Here is a 19668-nt window from a genome sequence, read left to right on the forward strand (position 1 = left end):
ACCATGAACCTGAGCCAACTCGCCTATCAGCGTCGCCCCGTTGTCTATCTGGCCACTATCGTCGCCATGCTCTATGGCGTGATCAGTTACTTCACCATGCCAACCAGCGAAGATCCTGCCATCACCATCCGTGAAGCACTGGTGACAACTGAATTTCCAGGCTTACCGGCAGAGCAGGTGGAAGAGAACATCACCAAGCCCCTGGAAGAAAGCATTCGTACCATCGGCGAAGTCGAACGCATCAAGTCCACGTCCATGCGTGGCCGTTCGATTCTGCATGTAGAGATTCAGGACCGTTACTTCGATCTCGATCAAATCTGGGATGAACTGCGCAAGAAGGTCGAGGAGGCCCAGGCCAAGCTACCCGAAGGCACTCGTTCGCCAGTCATCAACGATGATTTTGGCGATGTCGCGGTGGTCACCGCGGCACTGAGCGCCAACGACTTTCCACAAAGCGAACAAAAGCAGATTGCCGAACATATTCGTAGTGCGCTTTACGGCATTCCCGGCACCAAGAAGGTCGAGCTGCTAGGCATTCAAGAACAACGCATATTCATCAATATCGCCGAAGCGCAAATGGCCAGGCTCGGACTATCCCCCACCGATCTTGCGACCCAACTCCAGAAACGCAACATCTACCCTCCCGGTGGGGTGCTGGACGCAGGAGAGCAACGCCTGGCGCTGGAAGTCAGTGGCGAATTCAATAACCTCGACGAACTCGCCAATGCCGAGATCCGCCTATCCAGTGGCGAAACCCTGCGCTTGCGCGATCTGGGAGAAATCCATCGCGGCTATCAGGATCCCGCCAGCCGCACCGCCTACTTCAATGGCAAACCCTCCATTGTCATCGCCATCTCCATGCTCGAAGGAGAAAGCGCTCTCGATTATGGAAGCGCAGTCGCAGATCGCCTGGAGCAACTTCGCGCCAACCTGCCAGCGGGCTACCAGCTCGACATCATGACGTTCCAGCCCGAACAGGTGGCCAATGCCATCTACGGCGTTACTTCGAGCGTCATTCAAACGCTGATTGTCGTATTGGCCGTCGTCATCCTGTTCCTGGGAGTACGCACTGGTCTGATCGTCGGTTCTATCATCCCTGCCGTCATGCTGGTCACCCTGGCCATCATGGGCTTGAGCGAGATGACCCTGCAGCGTGCAAGCCTGGCCACTCTGGTCATTGCCCTGGGCCTGCTGGTGGACAACGCCATTGTCATCGCCGAGGACTTCAAGACCCGCCTGGAAGCCGGCGTGCACCGCGATCAGGCGCTCAAGGAGTCCGGCGGCGAGCTGGCCGTGCCGTTGCTGTCCTCGACCTTGACCACCATTCTGGTGTTTCTGCCATTGATGTTGGCGGAACATGTGGCCGGGGAATATACCCGCTCGATCTCGATCGTCATCGCCATTACCCTGCTGAGCTCCTGGCTCCTGTCACTGACGGTGACTCCTGCGCTATGCCATCGTTTTCTCAAGGCTCCCTCGGCATCAGACGAGCCAGCAGCACAGCAGATCACCATCAACAACCTTTCTGATCGCTTGTTCCGCTGGATGTCGGTGCGCTACGCCAGCCTGCTCGGTCATCTGTTGCACCACCGACTATGGTTCCTCATCATCACTGCCCTGGCCTTGGTTGCAGGCATTGCCATGATGCAGCTCGTGCCGCAGAAGTTCTTCCCTGACTCGGATCGCAATCAGGTTCTCGTGACGATCGACTTCCCTTCGGATAGCGCCGAAAATGCCACCGATCGACGCATGAGCCTATTGAGCAAGGAACTGCTCAAGGCGCCAGCCCTACAGGATGACATTACCAGTATTGCCGCCTATTCAGGCTTTGGCGGGCCACGTTTCGTACTGTCGCTGTCCCCCATCGATCCAGCTCCCAACAAAGGCTTCATGGTCCTTAACGTGGCCGACCCTGAGCGGGTCGATGCAGTGATTCAAGCTGCTCGTCACTATTTCGCCGTCCGACAACCCGATACTTCTGCACAGGTCACTCGCATGTTTCTGGGCCCTTCGGACAGCACCTTGCTGCAAGTCCAGGTCAAGGGGCCAGACCGCGAGGTACTGTTTGAATCTGCTCAGAAGGTCGAGACCATTCTTGCTGACGTGGAAGGCAGCCGGGACATCCGCAACAGTTGGGAAGCACGTATCCCGGCCCTGAATATCGAGGTCAATCAGGCCTGGGCACGCAATGCCGGCATCACCTCGGAAGATATCGCTCAATCCTTGCAGGGAGCGATCGATGGCTACCATCTCAGCCACTACCGCGAGGGCGATGACATCATTCCCGTGATGATGCGTTATGCCGAAGAGCAGCGCACTAGCCTCACGCAGCTCAAGTCGCTGACCATCTACCCGCTGGATCCACCAGGTGATGGCGTGCCACTGAGTCAGGTCGCCGAAGTACACCTCGACAATGGCTATTACCGAATCGATCGAGAGGATCTGGTACGCAGCATCACCATCGAGGGGCGTAACCAGTTTCTGACCGCCGAAGACATGGTGCCACGGGTTACTCCGGCATTGCGCAAGCTGGAGGCCAGCCTTCCTTCAGGGCACTGGATCGAGTTCGATGGTGTGGTCAAGGAGTCAGCAGAAGGCCAGGCTGCGCTGCAGGCCAATCTGCCGTTATGTCTTGGGGTGATCTTCATTCTGCTGGTGGCTCAGTTCAATTCGTTCAAGCGCCCCCTGCTGATCGTGGCCACCATTCCCCTCGTGATCGTCGGTGTCGCCCTGGGCCTGCTGGCCACGCGTGCCAACTTCGGCTTCATGGTGCTGCTGGGGTTGTATAGCCTGGCCGGTATCATCATCAACAATGCTATCGTGCTGATCGATCGCATCGATATCGAGCGGCGCCTGGCAGCACCGGGCACTCCGGCACATGAAGCGGTGATCAAAGCTTCGGCACGACGCCTGCGCCCTATCCTGATGTCCGCCATCACCACCATATTGGGCTTTCTTCCGTTGATCATCGGCCACGACCCATTGTTCTATGGCATGGCCGCCGCCATGGCCTTCGGCCTGGGTGCTGGCACCATCATGAGCCTTGGCGTAGTGCCCGTGCTGTATACCTGGTTCTTTTCCATCGATACCCGGCGGTCTGCCTACACCACGGAGACTGAGTGAGTCATGAGCACCGAGGACAACTCTCGCACACGCCTGATCCAGGCTGGCATTCGCCTGTTCGGTGAGCATGGCTACAAGGCGACGACCACGCGCATGCTCGCCGATGAGGCCCAGGCCAACATTGGCTCCATCGCCTATCACTTCGAGAACAAGAATGGTCTCTATCTGGCCGCTGCCCATTATATTGCTGGCGCCATACGCGAACGCCTGGGTCTCTCCCAGCCTCCTGCACTCCCCACCGATCGCGAGGAAGCGCGCAAGATTCTCGAAACCATTGTACGCCGCATGGCCTATACCTTCGCCTCGGACGTGGAGTGTCGCCAATGGCTGTTGATGGTCATGCGCGAACAGGTCCACCCCAGTGAAGCCTTCGATATTCTGCAGCAACAGGGGTTTGGTGTTGTTCAGGCGATCCTGTCCTCACTGATTGCCACACTCACAGAACGCAAGGCTGATGACCCGCTCGTCACCATCGAGGTTCACACGTTGATTGGCCAGATGGTGTTCTTCCTGATCGGCCGCGAGCCTTTGCTCAGGCGTCTTGGGCTTGAGGCCCTTGATACCGGTACTCTGAAGATGATTGAAGATGCCGTTGCCTCGCATCTGCGGCTGTATGATTTGCCGGCCTGACCGCCGGACTGCCAGCACCGCGCTTACCCAGGCACCGCCCGAAGGCGGTGTCCAGTTGGCAACAGTATTCAAGACTGCGAACGCTTGAACTCTTCAAAGAACTCATCCGCCATGCTGCGCAGCGCACGTCCGATGGCGGCATATTCGTATTCATTGAGATTGGCAAGCGAGGCACGCCCGGAGAGCGTTTCCGTCCCAAAGCCCTTGCCTGGCAGCAATACGACGCCAGTTTCATCGGCAATCCTGAACAGCATGTCACCGGCAGATGCTCGCTCCTCGATCCAGGCAGCGAAAGCATCCCCATACAGGCGCTGAGATATGGCGCCGAGGTCCAGCAATGTGTAGTAGTCAACGGCATTGTCGTCATGCAAGGGGTCCAGGCCCAGTTCACGATAGAGTGCCGCTTCGCGTTGTCGAATAAGCTGCTTGAGCGTCTGCTTGTAGCTGTCCTTCTCATCCATCAGGGCGAAGAGTGAAAACAGTACCATCTGCACTTGCTGCGGCGTCGACAGGCCCGCTGTATGGTTCAGTGCGACAGCTCGGCTATCCGCCACCAGACGATCGATGAATTTCAGCTCACGGACATCCGGAAGCAATGAACCATAGCGCTCATCGAGTGACTGCTTGGTGGCCTCTGGCAAACGCTCCAGCGCGGCATCGATGGCATTGTCATGATGAGTGGCGATGACGCCAAGTCGCCAGCCAGTGGCACCAAAATACTTGGAGAATGAGTAGACCAGAATGGTGTTTCGTGGACACACCGAGAACAGCGAACGGAAATCATCGGCGAAGGTCCCATAGACGTCATCAGTCAGCACCATCAAGTCTGAACGATCATTGGCAATGATCGATGCGATCCGCTCGAGGCTGCGGTCGTCCATCTTGACTGACGGCGGGTTGCTGGGATTGACGCAGAAGAAGATCTTGATCTCCGGATCCTTGAGCTTGTCGAGTTCCGCATCTGGGTATTGCCAACCCTGGGCAGGGTCGGCATGGATGACGACCTCTTCAAGTCCATATTCCTCCAGTTGCGGGATCTCGATGTAAGGCGTGAATACGGGCATGCCGATCGCCACCTTGTCACCACGCTGAACCTGGCCGTTCTGCTTCAACGTATTGAAGATATAGGCCATGGCAGCCGTGCCACCTTCAACAGCGAAGAGGTCCGTCGTCTCGGTGGAAACACTGCCTCCCACCATTTCCTTGATGATGTAGTGACGCACGATAGCTTCACTGGCTTTCAACATGCGTGGTGGCACGGGGTAATTGCTTCCCAGAATGCCTTCGACCATCTCGTGCAGGAAGTCGGCGGCCGACAATCCCATCTGGTCACGCACATAGCTCAGTGCCCGTCCGAGAAACGCCACACCTTCCTGATCGCGGTGCTCCGCCACGAAGCGTTCAAAACGCCCTTCTATTCCCTCGACCTTGGCAAGCCCACCCACTCCCGCACTCATATATGAATACGAAAGCTCAGCTTCGGCTGTAGCGAACAACCCCAGACGGAAAAAGGCGCGACGCGGTAAGGTCGCCAGAAAATTGGGATTGCCACGCCCTGCGTTGAGCATCGTGCGGTTAGCCTTGCCAGAGGCAAGCTTGATCAGCTCATCCTTCAGCTCAAAGGGACTCAACTTTGCAAAACGACTGTAATCAGTAGCCATGTTTACCTCCCTGTTTAATGATCACCAAGCTCAACGACCATCAAGCTTGATGATTCAGTGGAAACTTGACGATCAGGTGAAAGCCACCACAAGTGGGCCTAACAACGTGAGAAATACATTTGCCAATGCATAGGTAATCGCAAAGGGAGCGGTAGGTACGGAATTGCCGGCTTTGTCCAGCACTTCACCAAAGGCAGGATTGGCACTACGTGAGCCGGATAACGCGCCGGCAAATATGGCGGTGTTGTCATAGCGCAGCACATACCAGCCAAACAGCATGGTGATCACGAGGGGCAATACCGTCACGACAACACCAAAGAAGAACAATGAGATGCCTTGATCCATGATGGTCGTGACAGCCTGCTGGCCAGTCTGCAGGCCAATCACCACGACAAATCCCGCAAGACCAAGGTCGCGCAATAGCGTTGAGGCACCCGTTGGCATGTTGCCCAGGGTCTGTTTACGACTGCGATACCAACCGAACAACAGTCCTGCCAGCAGAGCACCACCACCACTTCCCAGCGTCAGGGGAATGGAGCCGGCACGTACAACCAAAAGACCAATCAGCAACCCCACGGCAAGGCCCAGGCCATGGAACACGAAGTCTGTCTTGTCACTGGGCACCAGGATGGGACCCGCTGTCGTGGCCACTCGCTGCACATCCTTGGGCGTGCCATAGAGGGTGACCACATCGCCTGGCTGAATGACCGTATCGGAGCTCAGGGCCAGAGGTGCTCCGGCACGTCGCAGACTCACGATATAGACACCGTGACGTAACGATGCTGCCGTCTTGGCCAGAATCTCGCCTGCTGGACGCTTGAGGAATTCAGGATTAGTTATCGCAATGTCCTGGCTGACCATGACGACATCCATATCCTCGGCATTCTGCAATTCTCTGCCCAGGTCCTCCCCTATTCCCACTACGCCCGCTCGTCGCCCCACCAACAATACGACATCACCCTCCACCAGCTCGACGCTGGGCTCGACACCAACGATGGCACCATCGCGTCGAATGCGCTCTACCGTCACCACTGCGCCGGATGCACTTGATTCGATCGCCTCGACACTACGCCCACCTTGGCTGACCTGGTAGATGCGCCCTATCAGCTCCGGAGTGGCAGGTTGCTCACCAACGCCATAGACATGCAATCCAGCCAACTGCTCAGCCTCAGCTTTTTGTGCATCTTCGCGAATACCACGCCGCGTAAGCCACGGCAGAACATTGACACAGAGAATGATCGCCCCGAAGGAGCCAAAGATGTAGGTCACGGCATAGCCAATGGCGACATTGCCCTGCAGGCGCTGCACTTCATCTGCGGCCAGACCAAGTTTTTCTATTGCAGAACCCGCGGTGCCGATGATCGCAGACTGGGTTAGCCCGCCTGCGGCAAGCCCAGCCGCCAGCCCCTTGTCGAGATCGAACACACGGGCAATGACAACCACCGTCAACAATGCGCTGACCGCCATGACCGCGGCCATGAGAATCTCTCGAATGGACTGACGCCCAAGTGAGCGAAAGAACTGCGGACCGCTCTCGAAACCTACGGCATAGATGAACAGTGCAAACAGGACAGCCTTGATGCCGGAATCAATCTGTACGCCCAACTGGCTGATCAACACCGCGACTAGCAACGAGCCCGCGACACCACCCAACTGAAAGGAGCCAAAACGAAACTTTCCTATCCAGTAACCCACTGCCAGAGAAAGAAATAGTGCAATTTCGGGTGATTGGTTCAATATTCCCTGAATAAAATCCATGACATCCTCGTCCATTTTTCGACCTTGCGAAAACAACCCGACGAGTAAACATTAGCTGACCTGAATTTTTATGCATAATCATGCACAAGTTTGTTTTGGAAAATGCAGCAACTGTCTTGAAAGACCGTTCTGTCTTGTCAGAACAATGGACATTTCTTGACCGGATAACACTTTCTGCTGAAAGAACAAAAAGTTGAAGATCACAACTTGAAGATGACAAATAGAAAACCGCCACCTGACGTGCTGTCCAAGTGGCGGTTTCATATCAACAAGATCTGTTGTAGAACACTTTCCAGAATTTATCCAGATCATGGGCAACCTCATAAAAGGTTACTCTGGAACGTTCCCCTGTTACCTGGTCATATGCTGAAGTCGTTTCAGCTAGCTTATCGACTCTGCTTCGTCGAATATGGCAATAGCCTCATCCAGGCTGGTCGCTATGGCATTCCATGGTAGCGATGATCCCGCGATGTGGCAGTGGTAAAGCACCGCGCCATCGTCGGTTTCGATTCGATGAATATCGTTACCTTGATCGTCCTGCCACCAATCTGCATGGACATGCTGCCAATGGTGTACTGACCGATCTAGCTTGATAGTGGTCATGGCGGCAAGCCCTCCTCGCGTGGCCCTGGGAATATCGTCTCAGGATGCTTTCCAGATCTGCAAGAACAGCGCTTTCAATCCATGCCACCGAGAATCTCTGCCACGACTACGCGGAGGATGGACTGTCTCAACGGCTTCCTGCACTTCAAGCGCATGAGAAAGGCTGTCTATATCTACCTCATCGTGGGTCAGATCATCTTGAATCAGAACCACCCTGGGTAGACGCCAGGCACTCCCAGTGCGTTTGACGACACAAGCTTTGGGATAATGTCGCCGCTCAGAAGATTCGCAAGTCACTAGCAATATCTGGCTCATCCTGCATCCCTCCGAAACCACACCTGTGGGTTCATGGGTAAGTAGCTCTCGTTTGCTTATGACTGAGTTCCTGGTTCACTGAGTTTTTGGCTTACTATGTTTCTTGTCACCATGGTTTCTGACTCAATAAGTTCCAGCTCACAGCCAGGGCGGCCCCCTCATCATACAGCCCTCTCTTCTGCCAGCATCTTACTCCTGACACCTTGCTCTTATCCCTACTGCTACATCCTGCTGCCAACAGGTACCGCCTTATCTTCAGAGTAGTACAAGAACACCGTTCGCAAACAATGTTCATTAATTCTCTGGTCAACGTATGGTCTACGCAACCTCACTGTTGTCAGTATGCTCACACAAACATTTAGTCATCCAGACCGGCAGGTCATAGCGCTTCAGCCAAACAAGGAGGCGCAACTCCAGAATCCGTCATGGTGCTCAGGTCAAGAGCCAAAAAAACAGCCATTCGAAGATTCCTCCGAACGGCCGTCAACGTAAATCGGGATTTATTTACAGAAAATCATGCCGGACGCATTCTCAGCTGACCAATGCGATAAATATCATGCAAATAGCCGTCGAGACGTGAAATAACGTACGTCATCAAGATAAGCATATAAATCAATGACATGATCAAAGCATTGTTGTTCAGCCATGTAAGGGACGGAACAGAAACTTCATAACCGATGGTATAAACGCTCCAGCCCCCCAGAAATAATACGAGGATGCTGAACGCGACCACCAGTGCGAGCATCAAACCACGAGTATCCTTGACAGGAGGTTTCGTCACCCATGAGAACACATGACGGATCTTCACTTCACCATTTGTGACAATATGGCGCTTTCTTCGAATCAGGGTTTCCACACTGACGGTCTGAGGGTCGCGAGACAATGCTGCAAGCACGATACGATAATCAAGGTTACTGCCGAAGATTCTTTTCGCTGCTGACAGGAAACCAGCTTCAGCACCTGTATCTGCATACTGCCTTGCTTTCAAGGATAGTTCCTTGAACTCTTGCTTTTCATAGTCGGTTCGCTTCTCTTCATCCGACATATTCTGGCGACAGTAAACATCATAGAACTGATAAAGCGATATACATACGCCTACGTAAATCAGTAGCATTATCAGAATATCTTGCATGCCAACATCCCCCTTGAATGTTGCCCCACTCGGCGATAACAGTTTTTATGGGGACTATATTCCTGCGGATATTGATCTGGATCAACATCCAATGAGGACAGTGCGGCTATTGACCGCATATGGGGCAACATGCCTCGTCAGTTGCTCCTTCCCCCAGTTGATGGCCTTCCCGCACAGCAGCATAGAAACAAGAGACACCGGCAAAACACCGAGAACCGTGGTCTTGCCGGCAATACCATTGGGTCATGGTAGTTGACGCTTGTTGCATGAACACCTCCAGTGCTGGTGCATGAGTATTGTTCCTGCAGGGCGTCAAGGTACTCGTCAAAAATGGAACGAATAGGCGAGCATTGGACCGTAATAGCTGGCTTCATCCAGTTCATCACTATCGCTGTCGAGCTTCCAGTTCATGTAGCGATAGCCTCCGCTGACGGTATGCTGACCGAAGCGATAGGCAATGGCACCATAAGCCTGCCAGGTCAGATCAGAGCCACCTCCACCGATATCGAAGTTGAAGGGAATTGACCAATTCTGATCAATGTTATGTTCACCACGCAGGCCAACCACCACATCGGTCTGCTTCTCATTTAATTCATTGCGATAGGAAAGGCCCGCGTCATCTACATCGAATTTCAACGTGCCCTCGAAGCTGGAATAACGAAACCCTCCAGTACCATACAACTGCAAATGAGGACTGTTGATCAAACGATACCCGACATATCCGGTTGCAATGGTCGTGAAACTATTGAAGTCCACATCAGAGGAGACACGGGTACCGCTACCAGGAAGCGGAATATCGGGTGTGTCATTACCACCGATATCGGCATAGACCACGTCAAGGCCATACAGCCATTCGTCACGACGATGTTCTAGATTGGCCTCGAAAGCGTAGTCGAAGTTCTCAAGGACAGTTTCGCTATCAACGTCTACTTCGCTGCCGTTGTTGAATCCCCATGTTACATTAGTGATCCATAGATAGATGCTGGCAGTGGTCCTGGGCTCCTCTGCTGTTGATGCTACTCCGGTGCTTTGCTGGGCAATGACAGATGAGCTGCAAAGCAATGTCCCTCCCAGCAGGGCCCGATGGAGAAGAGTGCGGCAGAGGCGACTTGTTGCACGATCTCTGATGATCATTGTCTCGAATCCTTGTCTACAGGTAGCAATCACTCATGGATGACGGTTCCAGTACAGTATGGCCGTTCCAGCCCGCTGGGCTCTGGCTCGCCCAACCGTCCGGGAATATCGACGGTCAATCCATCGCCTAACCAAGGTATAGCACGCACAAAGCCCTTAGGTATGTGCTGACGCGCTATCGCCAAAATCAGCTATTTCCTATGACATTGTCTGGTATTGGCAATATGGAGGAGGCCCGTATAGTTTGTCTGTTTTGCGACATAGTTGACGGTGCCTCATATCCCTTTATAGGTAGTAGATTTTGCTGGCAGCAGAAATGTCGGAACTCGCTGTCGGGCTTACTTTTTCCGCCACTTTACTCAAACCTGTGGTCCTGAAACAGCCGACACGACAATGACGTTGTTTCTCGTCGTACCGAGACTACCCAGATACCTCACCAGGGGGTGATGAGATACTTAGCAAGATTAGATGCAACCCCCTCTTTTTATGTCGACCAGACATATTGAGGCATTTTGCAGGTAGTAGATATTATCCGTTGTCGGAGAATCGAAGAGAGAGGCCATAAGAGCCAGGGCGCCCAATGACCTCCATATGCAAGGACTCGATTTATTAATGGCGGTTCAGCTTAGCTCTGCTCGACCATCTTAGCTCTGCTCGACCATCTCACCCATCGCTGGACACCGCAGGAAACCAATTGAGCATATGGTGCACCACTGCCATCACCACCAGGGTGGAAAGCAGCGCAATACTCATGGAACTAAACCGATAAAGTGCAGCAACTGCTGGCCATCATCGTCGTCATGCCGCCGAAGCGAAATTACATCCCAGCAGGGTACCGATAGCGCGCAGGGTACCGATAGCGCGCTTACGTGCCGATGTCCTGGCTCCGGTATAGCCCAGGGCAAACAGGATAAGAATGGTCGCCATCTGGGCCGATAGTGAGTCGCGCAGGTCAAGGGACTGGAAGACCACGAAAGAAACGGTCGCGGTGACCGAGCCAATCAAGGCCTGATGACGAATCAATGCCTTGGACTTGATTGCCGGTTGAGGCGGTGTACGCGGAGCGACATCCGGAAACACGGCGTGCATGACAAAGGCAATCGCAACAGCGAGAAAACTGGCCAAGGTGTTGTTGGTCAGCAGGTCAAACATATCCAGATCGGGATAACTGGCGAAATGGAACATGATGCTGAGCGTCAGGACCCCATTGGCGCCAAACAGAAACAACGGCCCCTTCGCCATCAGCGAAAAGCGAAAGGTGAAGATGGCAAATACCACAGCGGTCATCACAATGGGCATATGCTGCATCAGCCCGACCACCAGAGATACCTCTATCACATTGAGGCAGGCATTGGTCAGAAACTGGCGCACGACACTCAGGTTCAGTATCGGAATCATGCCGAGCAGGAACATCGGGAAAACGGTATAAAAGACACCATAGTTCCAGCCCATCAACTGGCTGACCAGATATCCCAATACCCCTCCGAAAGTGATCCTCAAGCACTGGCGCAGGTCATTCGGTGCCAGGTGATGAGCGCGCGTCTTCACCGGCGTAGCATTGGCACCATTGCCCTTATTGGCAGATCCACCCTTGGCAGACCTGCTCTTAATAAACCTGCTTTTTAGAGACATGCTTTTAATAGACGTGCTTTTAATAGACATGCTTTTAATAGACATAGTGCAACCAGGACATCAGCCGTGCCTGGAACCTGCCGAACGGGTGCGCCAAGGGGTGGTCCCCCGGTAACAGCTGCACGGTTGCTCTGGCACCACTGGGGGGCAAGATGTCAGATGCATCGTTCAGCTCCAGATGTATACGGACACGCTGTGCATCACGCACCCAGCGATCCGTGGTAGGGATATCCGCCAAAGTGCCATCGGCAGCCAACTGGCCATCGTAGACACCGGCATCTCTCGCCACCACATGGGCCTTGTATATCCGCCCCGGCAGTCCATCGAAGATAACCTGAGCCTCGTCTCCCGCCTTGACCTTGCGCAGACTCTTTTCACGGAAATCCGCCACAAGATCGAGGCTGTCAGTCACCAGCGCCAATACTGGCTGACCTCTTGTGACGAAGGAGCCCACTTCCAGTTGGAGGTTGCCGAGGGTACCGGAATGCTCTGCTTTAACTTCGGTATGGACCAGATCCAGCTTTGCCCTGGCCACTGCATTGGCTGCCTGGCGCAAGCGCAGGTTGGCATCGCCTTCGGCGCCTAGTTCAATCTCGATACGGTGAATATTGGCTCGAGCCGCCTTGAGATTGGCCTGGGCTTCCAGATCGCTGGCCACCAGCGAGTCCAGTTGCTGACGGGAAATACTGCCCTGGGTGATCAGGCGTTCAGCACGGTTGCGCTGCGCGCGTTGTTCCGTCGCACGTGCCTGGGACGATTCGAGCTCAGCCCGGGCAGATGCCAGACTCGCAGCTAGCTGATCATTCTCCTGGCGGGCATTTTCCAGGTCCAGCTGGGCCTGCTCCAGTGCCAGACGAAAGGGTTCTGGGTCGATACGAAACAGTAAGTCTCCTGCTTCAATATGTTCATTATTGCTGACGGCCACTTCCTGTATCGGTCCGCTGACTTCCGGGGCCACTCTGATCACTGGGCGCATCACTCGTGCTTCAGGAGTCATCGGCATATAAGTATCGGCTACCACGAAGTAGGCGAACAACGCACAAAAAATGCCAATAGCTACACGCACCAGTAGCGTGAAACGCTGGTCGGGAGTCATACACAAGGATCCTTGCCGAGAACCGGACATTCCTGTCTCGCGGTTCATTCATTACATGATGTATTGCATGAAAAGCGCGCTAGCTTACCATTCATTTAGCATGCTAACAATAAATGATCTCGATTTAATGGAACCTCTATCCATCTTCGTAGTCGCACCACAGGACGTTCAAAGCCTTAACCAAACCAAGGATGTTGGCAATGCACCGACGCGACTTTATGAAGGCCGCCCTCAGCGCTACTGCCGCCGTGAGCGGAACCATGCTGCCGCTCTCACCTCTTCTTGCTGCCACTGACACTCACGTCGCCACGACAGGAAAACCGGAAAAGTTCGATTATGCGTGGCTCAAGGGACTCGCTCGTCACCTTTCCGGACAGCCACACCATAGTCGTGAAGGCCAGTTGCCTCCTCAGCTCAAGGACCTCAGCTGGGAGGAATACCTGGAAATCAGTTTTCGCCCGGACCACGCGCTATGGAGCGATAGTAACGCCCCGTTCCATGTGCAGATGTTCCATCTGGGAGAGAAGTTCACTACTCCGGTCAGGATTTACCAGGTCCACGATGGTGTTGCCCAGGAAATCGCCTACGACCCCGCCATGTTCGACCTTGGCGACTCTGGTGTAGATGCCGAGGTACTTTCAGAACGCCTTGGGTTCACAGGCTTCCGTCTTCATCACAAGGACGACTGGCAGCGTGACTTTGCTTCCTTCATTGGCGCCAGCTATTTCCGGGCCGTCAGCCAGACCATGCAATACGGTCTGTCTGCTCGAGGACTGGCCATCGATACAGCGGAACCTTCAGGCGAGGAATTCCCCACCTTCTCTCGTTTCTGGCTGGAGCAACCCGACGGCAAGGAAGAAGTCATCATCCATGCCCTGCTTGAATCACCAAGCACGACGGGGGCCTATCGCTTCATCCTCACCAAGGATATGGAAGGCGTAATGATGGACGTTGACGCCACGCTGTATCCGCGCAAGGCCATCGAACGACTGGGTATCGCCCCCATCACCAGCATGTATCAGGTCGGGGAAAACGACCGCCGCCAGGACTTTGACTGGCGCCCTGAAATTCACGACTCCGACGGCCTGGCCCTGCATACCGGAGACGATGAATGGATATGGCGTCCACTGACCAATCCGCCCATGCTGCGTTACAACAGCTATCAAGCCCAGAACCTCAAAGGCTTTGGCATGGTCCAGCGTGATCGCAACTTCGATCACTACCAGGACGATGGCATTTTCTATGAACGCCGCCCCAGCCTGTGGATCGAACCGCGTGGGGAATGGGGTGCCGGTAGCGTGGATCTGGTCGAGATTCCTACCGAGACCGAGACGTTCGACAATATCGTCGCCTATTGGCGCCCCGCCGAGCCCGCGCAACCGGGCGAGGAACTTCGCTACGCCTACCGCCTGAACTGGTACGACCTTCCTCCACAGCAATCTCCTCTATCGCGCTGTGTGGCCACTCGCACAGGCCTGGGCGGCGTCGTTGGTCAACCACGTGAATATTTCAGTTGGCGCTTCAGCATTGATTTCCGTGGCGGCCCTTTCCCCTTCGAGGAAGGCTCTGAACGTCAGGTAGAACCTGTGATCGAAGCCAGCCGCGGCAAGGTCGAGATCACTTCAGCCAGGCCGCTGGAAGCGATTCAAGGCTATCGGGCCATGTTCGATATCGTGCCACCGGACGACAGCACCGACCCTATCGATCTGCGTCTGTATCTGCGCGATGAGAATGGCGAGGCACTTTCCGAAACCTGGATGTATCAGTGGACACCTCCGCCCGCCGATCAGCGGGAGCTGCACAATGAGTGAGATGCTGCCATAGCGTCCATGCCAATTGACCATGCCAACTTCGCTCCGGCATGATCGTCGCAGGAACATGGTCCGACCGATGTTCTCCAAGGCGTGCATAGCGCGTCCGAAAGAAACTTCGTGTCGGACCGTGTTCGCATTGGTGCTATCACGACAGTCAGACAATATATTGTTCTCTACACATATTGTTCTCTATTTGCCTGAGCGGGTTGGTACTCGTGCTGGTGGCTTTTGTGCCACTTTGGCGGAGTCTGTCGGATAACCCACGTATTTCATGAACGTATTGATAAAAGCTGAGGCTTCAGCGCCTCTGCATGCTTGCGACAAGGAAAAGCCCATGCCGATGATTCAACGCGCGCTTTTGGCCACCACCATGTTCTCTGCCATGATCGTCATCGCCGGGCTGAGCGGATGCACGACCTACACCTGGGATGATGGGCACAAGGAAACCGTGTGGGGCCAGCCCACACGTGACGAAACCATGACGAAAGACGAGGTCGAGTCTGAAGCACCCACTTATCGAGTCCCCGGAGAAACGCCCGAATAACCTTGGCGTCAATGACGCCTCATCACAGATGTGAGCTGCTTCTAGATACTCACATCCGCCGAAACACCACTGCCAGATTATTGGCCGGCAACTGATCAACCAGCTCCAGCACCATCCCCCGAGCCTCAGCCTCGGCGATCACTGCCTCAAGGTCACGCACTCCCCAACGTGGGTCACGGGCCTTGAGATCGGCATCGAAGGTAGCATTGCTTGGTGCAGTATGCTGGCCTTGGCGGCGGTAAGGGCCATACAGGAACAACACTCCCCCGGGAGTGAGATGTCTGGCTGCCTTTACCATCAACGCCTCGGTGACTTCCCAGGGAGAAATATGGATCAGATTGATCGCCACCAGAGCATCGAAATGTTCATCCGGCCAGTTCTCCAGTGCGTCGCGCCGCAGCGGCGCCAGCAGGTTGGCGCTCCCGGTAAAGGCTCGCCAGGCGTCGATGGAGGCCAGTGCAGTCGGTGAAATGTCGCTTGGTTGCCAGCGCCACCCAGGATGCCGCTGGGTCATGTACACTCCGTGCTCTCCGCTGCCGCTGGCCAGCTCCAGAATGTGCGCCTGATCGCCCAGTACCCGGGCCAGGACTTGCTGGATAGGTTCTCGATTGCGTACGGCCGCGGGAGCGGAAAGACGAAGGTGGTCATTATTCTCGTGAGTCATGGTGCATGTCTTTGATATGAGCTGGGTTACACTAGGGAAGTGATTAATCGATTCGACGACAGGATGTTATATGGCTCGTACGCCGCCTCGCTATCTCGAGATTCAGCAATATATTCTCTCCAGGATCCAGCATGGCGACTGGCCAACCGGTCATCGCATCCCCGCCGAAGAACGCCTTGCCGAAGACTTCAATGTCAGCCGCATGACAGCCAACAAGGCTATCCGTGAACTCGTCCAGCGCGGCTATCTGACGCGTCAACCAGGCGCCGGCACCTTCGTCACCGAACGCAAGGCAGAGTCCTCCCTGGTGGAAGTCCACAATATCGCCGAAGAAGTTCGCGGACGCGGCCATCACTACACTAACCGAGTCCTGCAGCTTGAAGCTATCGATGCCAGCGAAGACGTGGCCCTGCAGCTGGGAATGCGTCACGGTAGCAAGGTGTTCCACTCTCTGATCGTGCACCTCGAGAACGAAACCCCCATTCAACTCGAAGAACGCTACGTCAATCCCCGTCATGTGCCAGGCTACCTGGATATCGACTTCACCACCATCACGCCTCATCAGGTCTTGATCGAAGCCTGGCCGATCACTGATATCGAGCACATCGTCGAGGCGGTGCTGGTCGATACCGCCACCGCACAGGAACTGTCCATCCCGACATCCGCCCCCTGCCTGAGGATGACGCGCCGGACCTGGTCTCACGATCAACTGATCAGCTATGCCCTGCTGACGCATCCTGGCGAGCGCTACAAGTTGCGTTCCGCATGGCGTGATACTCATTAAACTCCAGGTGATTAAACTCCAGGTGATTAAACGCCAGGCAAGGCGAAGCAAACGCTAGACGAATCATGCATTAGGCAAATAGCGGCTGCCCTGGCGCTTCCGCGGCCGCATTACAGGTTCATTCCTGAAGCGACAACAAGAGGCCAGGTCATCCGGGCACCTCTCTCCAAGTCTTTCTCATTTTGCTCTGTATCCTGCGCCGACCCTTCAAATCATTCTCTTGCTAACTAAATATGAAATATATACGATACGTATATATTTCATATATCGAGACAACGATGGGTATCGTAAAAATCAGTAACGAGCTGCACGATGAAGTTCGCAAGGCCAGCTCGGTCATGGTCCGCTCGATCAACGCACAGGCGGAATACTGGATCAGGGTCGGCATGCTCGCCGAGGCACATCCAAGCATGACATTCGCGGAAATCATGCGTGAGCAGATGGCGGCCGAAGCGGTCGACAAGACAGGGAAGCTATCTTGTGAGTGAGATCGTACTGAAAACCCCGGAGGAGCTTGCACTTTTACGCGAGTCGGGCCGCCTGCTTGCCTCTGTGTTTTCCTATCTCGATACGCAGATCAAGGAAGGCTGTTCGACGCTGCAGATTGACCAGCTTGCTGACCACTTCATCACAGAAACCTTGAAGGCACGCCCTGCCAGCAAGGGTCAGTATGGTTTTCCATTCTCCCTCAATACATCGATCAACCAAGTCGTGTGTCACGGCATCCCATCCGAGACCGTACGCTTGAAGTCTGGCGACATCGTCAATGTCGATATCACCTTGGAAAAGAATGGATTCATCGCTGACTCCAGCAAGATGTACATGATTGGAGACGTCTCTCCCTTCGCCAGGCGCCTGGTCGACAAGACCTATGAGGCCATGTGGGCCGGCATACGCATGGTAAAGCCTGGGGCCACGCTGGGAGATATTGGGTACGCCATTCAGCGACACTCGGAGAAAAACGGTTACTCTGTCGTTCGTGATTACTGCGGGCATGGCATCGGCAGGGAAATGCATGAAGAGCCACAGGTATTGCACTATGGCACTCCGCATAAAGGCGTTGTACTGAGGGAAGGCATGGTCTTCACCATCGAGCCAATGATCAATCAAGGCAAGGCCAAGGTGAAGATAAAACGTGATGGCTGGACCGTCGTCACTGCCGATAAAAAACTGTCTGCTCAATGGGAGCATACTGTCGCCGTGACAGCAGATGGGGTCGAGGTATTGACGCTCCGCGACGAAGAAGACGCCAATGCAGGCTTGATTTAATAGCACTGCTCCCTATTCCGCGCACCATGCTCTGAAAAACACAGATGTTTCATGCAACATGCATATGCTTCATTCAAGATAAAGCCGGCTTCGGGGGAACTCCCGAAGCCGGCTTTTCATATGGCACGCAGCCCCTGGCTATTGCACCAGCATCGCCGTTGGAATGGCCAGCGCAAGACTGAACAAAACGCGCAGGAACCAGATGACGACCATGCGGGCGATGGAAATTGGAATACTGGTCGCCAGGATGCAAGGAATCGAGGCCGAGAAGAACAGAATCGAGGAAACCGATACAACCCCGGCCGCGAAGCGTGCGACAAAGTCGATGCTGCTGCCCTCTCCACCAAGCAACAGTGCAGGCAGGAACATCTCGGCCAATCCCGCAGCACTGGCCTGGGCCAGCTCCTGAGCATGCTCGATGCCATATAGCGCCGTCAGCGGATAAAACAGCCACCCGAGCCAATCGAACAGTGGGGTATATTTGGCCAGCAGCAACCCAGCCAATCCTACCGACATGATCGATGGCAGAATGGCAATGGCCATCAGCAGACCTTCGCGCAGGTTGTTCCATACACCACGCGCCAGGTTGGGCGCCCCAGCGGCCACTTCCAGCCCAGTCTGCCAGGCCAGCCTCAAGCGCTTGCCCTGCTCGGCTTCTGGTTCTGCATCGTCAAGTGTACGGTCCATGGATGACAGCGGCCACAGGCGGGCAGTGATGGCGGTAACCACAAAGGTGATCGCCAGTGTCAGCCAGAAATACTGATTCCACACTTCCATCAGCCCCAGCGTCTTGGCCACGATAATCATGAAAGGTGCCGATACGGTAGAGAAGCCTGTCGCAATGATGGCGGCTTCCTTAGCCGAATATTGTCCAGCCTGGTAGGTACGGTTGGTAATCAGCAACCCGATCGAATAGCTGCCGACAAAAGATGCCACAGCATCAATGGCACTTCTCCCGGGGGTCTTCCAGATCGGTCGCATGATGGGCTGGACCAGAATCCCCACCAGTTCCAGCAACCCATAGCCAATCAACAGCGCCAGAAAGATTGCCCCGATCGGCACAATCAATCCCACCGGGATCACCAGCTTGTCGAATAGGAACGGCAGCATGTCCGGCTGCTGCAACACCTCTGGTCCTGCTCCGGTATACGCCATCACACCTGCCACTACGCCCATCACCTTGAGCAGACTGAACACCATATCCGTTGGAGTGCGCCGCCAGCGACCCGTGATCAAGGGGTAAAGCGCCCCCGCCACGATCAATGCCAATGCATAGAGACCGCTATAGGGCCCGAGCAGATGCCTGGCAGCAGAAACAAGGTGATCCAGCGGGATCGTCGAGCGCCCAGCAATCGTGACGGGAATGAAGAAAATGAAGATGCCGACCAGGCTTGGAATCAGCAATTTCAATGTCATCACAGCAGGCGCCTTGCGGTCAGGCGCCCGAGTATCGGTCTTAGCCCCGGGAGAAGCGGCCATGGGTGTTACCTCAGAATGAAGGAATGCCCT

Annotated in this window: 16 protein-coding genes; 7 read left to right on the forward strand and 9 right to left on the reverse strand. The window is 54.8% G+C overall.

Translation table 11 applies throughout. The features are described 5' to 3' along the window. Window positions 1-3 precede the first annotated feature (3 nt). Together E4T21_RS10500 and E4T21_RS10505 are read left to right on the forward strand one after the other, a co-directional pair. The gene (locus E4T21_RS10500) at window positions 4-3123 is read left to right on the forward strand and encodes an efflux RND transporter permease subunit (RefSeq protein WP_149284939.1); all 3120 of its coding nucleotides are present in this window, start codon (window positions 4-6) and stop codon (window positions 3121-3123) included. A 3-nt stretch (window positions 3124-3126) separates the two neighbouring features. Continuing rightward, window positions 3127-3753, forward strand: a complete 627-nt coding sequence (locus E4T21_RS10505) for a CerR family C-terminal domain-containing protein (protein WP_149284940.1) — start codon at window positions 3127-3129, stop codon at window positions 3751-3753. A 68-nt stretch (window positions 3754-3821) separates the two neighbouring features. Here the strand turns inward: E4T21_RS10505 and E4T21_RS10510 are convergent, their stop codons facing one another. The 7 genes from E4T21_RS10510 to E4T21_RS10540 form a co-directional block, all read right to left on the reverse strand. Then, window positions 3822-5414, reverse strand: coding sequence for a bifunctional aspartate transaminase/aspartate 4-decarboxylase (locus E4T21_RS10510; protein ID WP_149284941.1), 1593 nt, complete (start codon window positions 5412-5414; stop codon window positions 3822-3824). A gap of 72 nt (window positions 5415-5486) precedes the next feature. Further along, window positions 5487-7172, reverse strand: a complete 1686-nt coding sequence (gene aspT, locus E4T21_RS10515; RefSeq protein ID WP_149284942.1) for an aspartate-alanine antiporter — start codon at window positions 7170-7172, stop codon at window positions 5487-5489. 381 nt (window positions 7173-7553) lie between these two features. Beyond that, complete coding sequence (locus E4T21_RS10520) at window positions 7554-7775, reverse strand: hypothetical protein (protein ID WP_149284943.1); 222 nt, start codon at window positions 7773-7775, stop codon at window positions 7554-7556. An 829-nt stretch (window positions 7776-8604) separates the two neighbouring features. Beyond that, a complete protein-coding gene (locus E4T21_RS10525) occupies window positions 8605-9222 on the reverse strand; it encodes a hypothetical protein (protein WP_149284944.1) in 618 nt (205 codons plus the stop codon). Window positions 9223-9546: 324 nt separating this feature from the next. Then, a complete protein-coding gene (locus E4T21_RS10530; RefSeq protein WP_149284945.1) occupies window positions 9547-10356 on the reverse strand; it encodes a hypothetical protein in 810 nt (269 codons plus the stop codon). 798 nt (window positions 10357-11154) lie between these two features. Next, window positions 11155-11904, reverse strand: coding sequence for a DUF2955 domain-containing protein (locus E4T21_RS10535; protein ID WP_338036119.1), 750 nt, complete (start codon window positions 11902-11904; stop codon window positions 11155-11157). A 118-nt stretch (window positions 11905-12022) separates the two neighbouring features. Next, window positions 12023-13084, reverse strand: a complete 1062-nt coding sequence (locus E4T21_RS10540) for an HlyD family secretion protein (RefSeq protein WP_149284946.1) — start codon at window positions 13082-13084, stop codon at window positions 12023-12025. A gap of 200 nt (window positions 13085-13284) precedes the next feature. Here E4T21_RS10540 and E4T21_RS10545 point away from each other — a divergent pair, with 200 nt between their 5' ends. Both E4T21_RS10545 and E4T21_RS10550 read left to right on the forward strand, forming a co-directional pair. Next, complete coding sequence (locus E4T21_RS10545; RefSeq protein WP_149284947.1) at window positions 13285-14895, forward strand: OpgD/OpgG family glucan biosynthesis protein; 1611 nt, start codon at window positions 13285-13287, stop codon at window positions 14893-14895. 337 nt (window positions 14896-15232) lie between these two features. Next, window positions 15233-15442 (forward strand): hypothetical protein, encoded by a 210-nt coding sequence (locus E4T21_RS10550; protein WP_149284948.1) that lies wholly within the window; start codon window positions 15233-15235, stop codon window positions 15440-15442. A gap of 49 nt (window positions 15443-15491) precedes the next feature. On the opposite strand, the gene E4T21_RS10555 is transcribed toward E4T21_RS10550, so the two are convergent. Beyond that, the gene (locus E4T21_RS10555; RefSeq protein ID WP_149284949.1) at window positions 15492-16106 is read right to left on the reverse strand and encodes a DUF938 domain-containing protein; all 615 of its coding nucleotides are present in this window, start codon (window positions 16104-16106) and stop codon (window positions 15492-15494) included. 70 nt (window positions 16107-16176) lie between these two features. Here E4T21_RS10555 and hutC point away from each other — a divergent pair, with 70 nt between their 5' ends. The 3 genes from hutC (at window position 16177) to map (ending at window position 18159) form a co-directional block, all read left to right on the forward strand. Beyond that, window positions 16177-16890: a histidine utilization repressor gene (hutC, locus tag E4T21_RS10560; RefSeq protein ID WP_149284950.1), complete on the forward strand. Its 714-nt coding sequence runs from the start codon at window positions 16177-16179 to the stop codon at window positions 16888-16890. Window positions 16891-17168: 278 nt separating this feature from the next. Beyond that, complete coding sequence (locus tag E4T21_RS10565; RefSeq protein WP_149284951.1) at window positions 17169-17378, forward strand: ParD-like family protein; 210 nt, start codon at window positions 17169-17171, stop codon at window positions 17376-17378. Next, entirely contained in the window at window positions 17371-18159 is a 789-nt protein-coding gene (gene map / locus E4T21_RS10570; protein ID WP_149284952.1) for a type I methionyl aminopeptidase, read from the forward strand. The genes E4T21_RS10565 and map overlap by 8 nt, the downstream gene beginning before the upstream one ends. A 138-nt stretch (window positions 18160-18297) precedes the next feature. Here the strand turns inward: map and E4T21_RS10575 are convergent, their stop codons facing one another. Next, window positions 18298-19638 (reverse strand): YjiH family protein, encoded by a 1341-nt coding sequence (locus tag E4T21_RS10575; protein WP_205423491.1) that lies wholly within the window; start codon window positions 19636-19638, stop codon window positions 18298-18300. Window positions 19639-19668: the final 30 nt, after the last annotated feature.

Source organism: Halomonas binhaiensis (genome assembly GCF_008329985.2).
Taxonomy (GTDB): domain Bacteria; phylum Pseudomonadota; class Gammaproteobacteria; order Pseudomonadales; family Halomonadaceae; genus Halomonas; species Halomonas binhaiensis.

Excerpts from the sequence above, each read along its gene's own strand:
- E4T21_RS10500 (WP_149284939.1), top strand. The coding sequence starts at position 4 with ATGAACCTGAGCCAACTCGCCTATCAGCGTCGCCCCGTTGTCTATCTG.
- E4T21_RS10505 (WP_149284940.1), top strand. The coding sequence starts at position 3,127 with ATGAGCACCGAGGACAACTCTCGCACACGCCTGATCCAGGCTGGCATT.
- E4T21_RS10510 (WP_149284941.1), bottom strand. The coding sequence starts at position 5,414 with ATGGCTACTGATTACAGTCGTTTTGCAAAGTTGAGTCCCTTTGAGCTG.
- aspT (WP_149284942.1), bottom strand. The coding sequence starts at position 7,172 with ATGGATTTTATTCAGGGAATATTGAACCAATCACCCGAAATTGCACTA.
- E4T21_RS10520 (WP_149284943.1), bottom strand. The coding sequence starts at position 7,775 with ATGACCACTATCAAGCTAGATCGGTCAGTACACCATTGGCAGCATGTC.
- E4T21_RS10525 (WP_149284944.1), bottom strand. The coding sequence starts at position 9,222 with ATGCAAGATATTCTGATAATGCTACTGATTTACGTAGGCGTATGTATA.
- E4T21_RS10530 (WP_149284945.1), bottom strand. The coding sequence starts at position 10,356 with ATGATCATCAGAGATCGTGCAACAAGTCGCCTCTGCCGCACTCTTCTC.
- E4T21_RS10540 (WP_149284946.1), bottom strand. The coding sequence starts at position 13,084 with ATGACTCCCGACCAGCGTTTCACGCTACTGGTGCGTGTAGCTATTGGC.
- E4T21_RS10545 (WP_149284947.1), top strand. The coding sequence starts at position 13,285 with ATGCACCGACGCGACTTTATGAAGGCCGCCCTCAGCGCTACTGCCGCC.
- E4T21_RS10550 (WP_149284948.1), top strand. The coding sequence starts at position 15,233 with ATGCCGATGATTCAACGCGCGCTTTTGGCCACCACCATGTTCTCTGCC.
- E4T21_RS10555 (WP_149284949.1), bottom strand. The coding sequence starts at position 16,106 with ATGACTCACGAGAATAATGACCACCTTCGTCTTTCCGCTCCCGCGGCC.
- hutC (WP_149284950.1), top strand. The coding sequence starts at position 16,177 with ATGGCTCGTACGCCGCCTCGCTATCTCGAGATTCAGCAATATATTCTC.
- E4T21_RS10565 (WP_149284951.1), top strand. The coding sequence starts at position 17,169 with ATGGGTATCGTAAAAATCAGTAACGAGCTGCACGATGAAGTTCGCAAG.
- E4T21_RS10575 (WP_205423491.1), bottom strand. The coding sequence starts at position 19,638 with ATGGCCGCTTCTCCCGGGGCTAAGACCGATACTCGGGCGCCTGACCGC.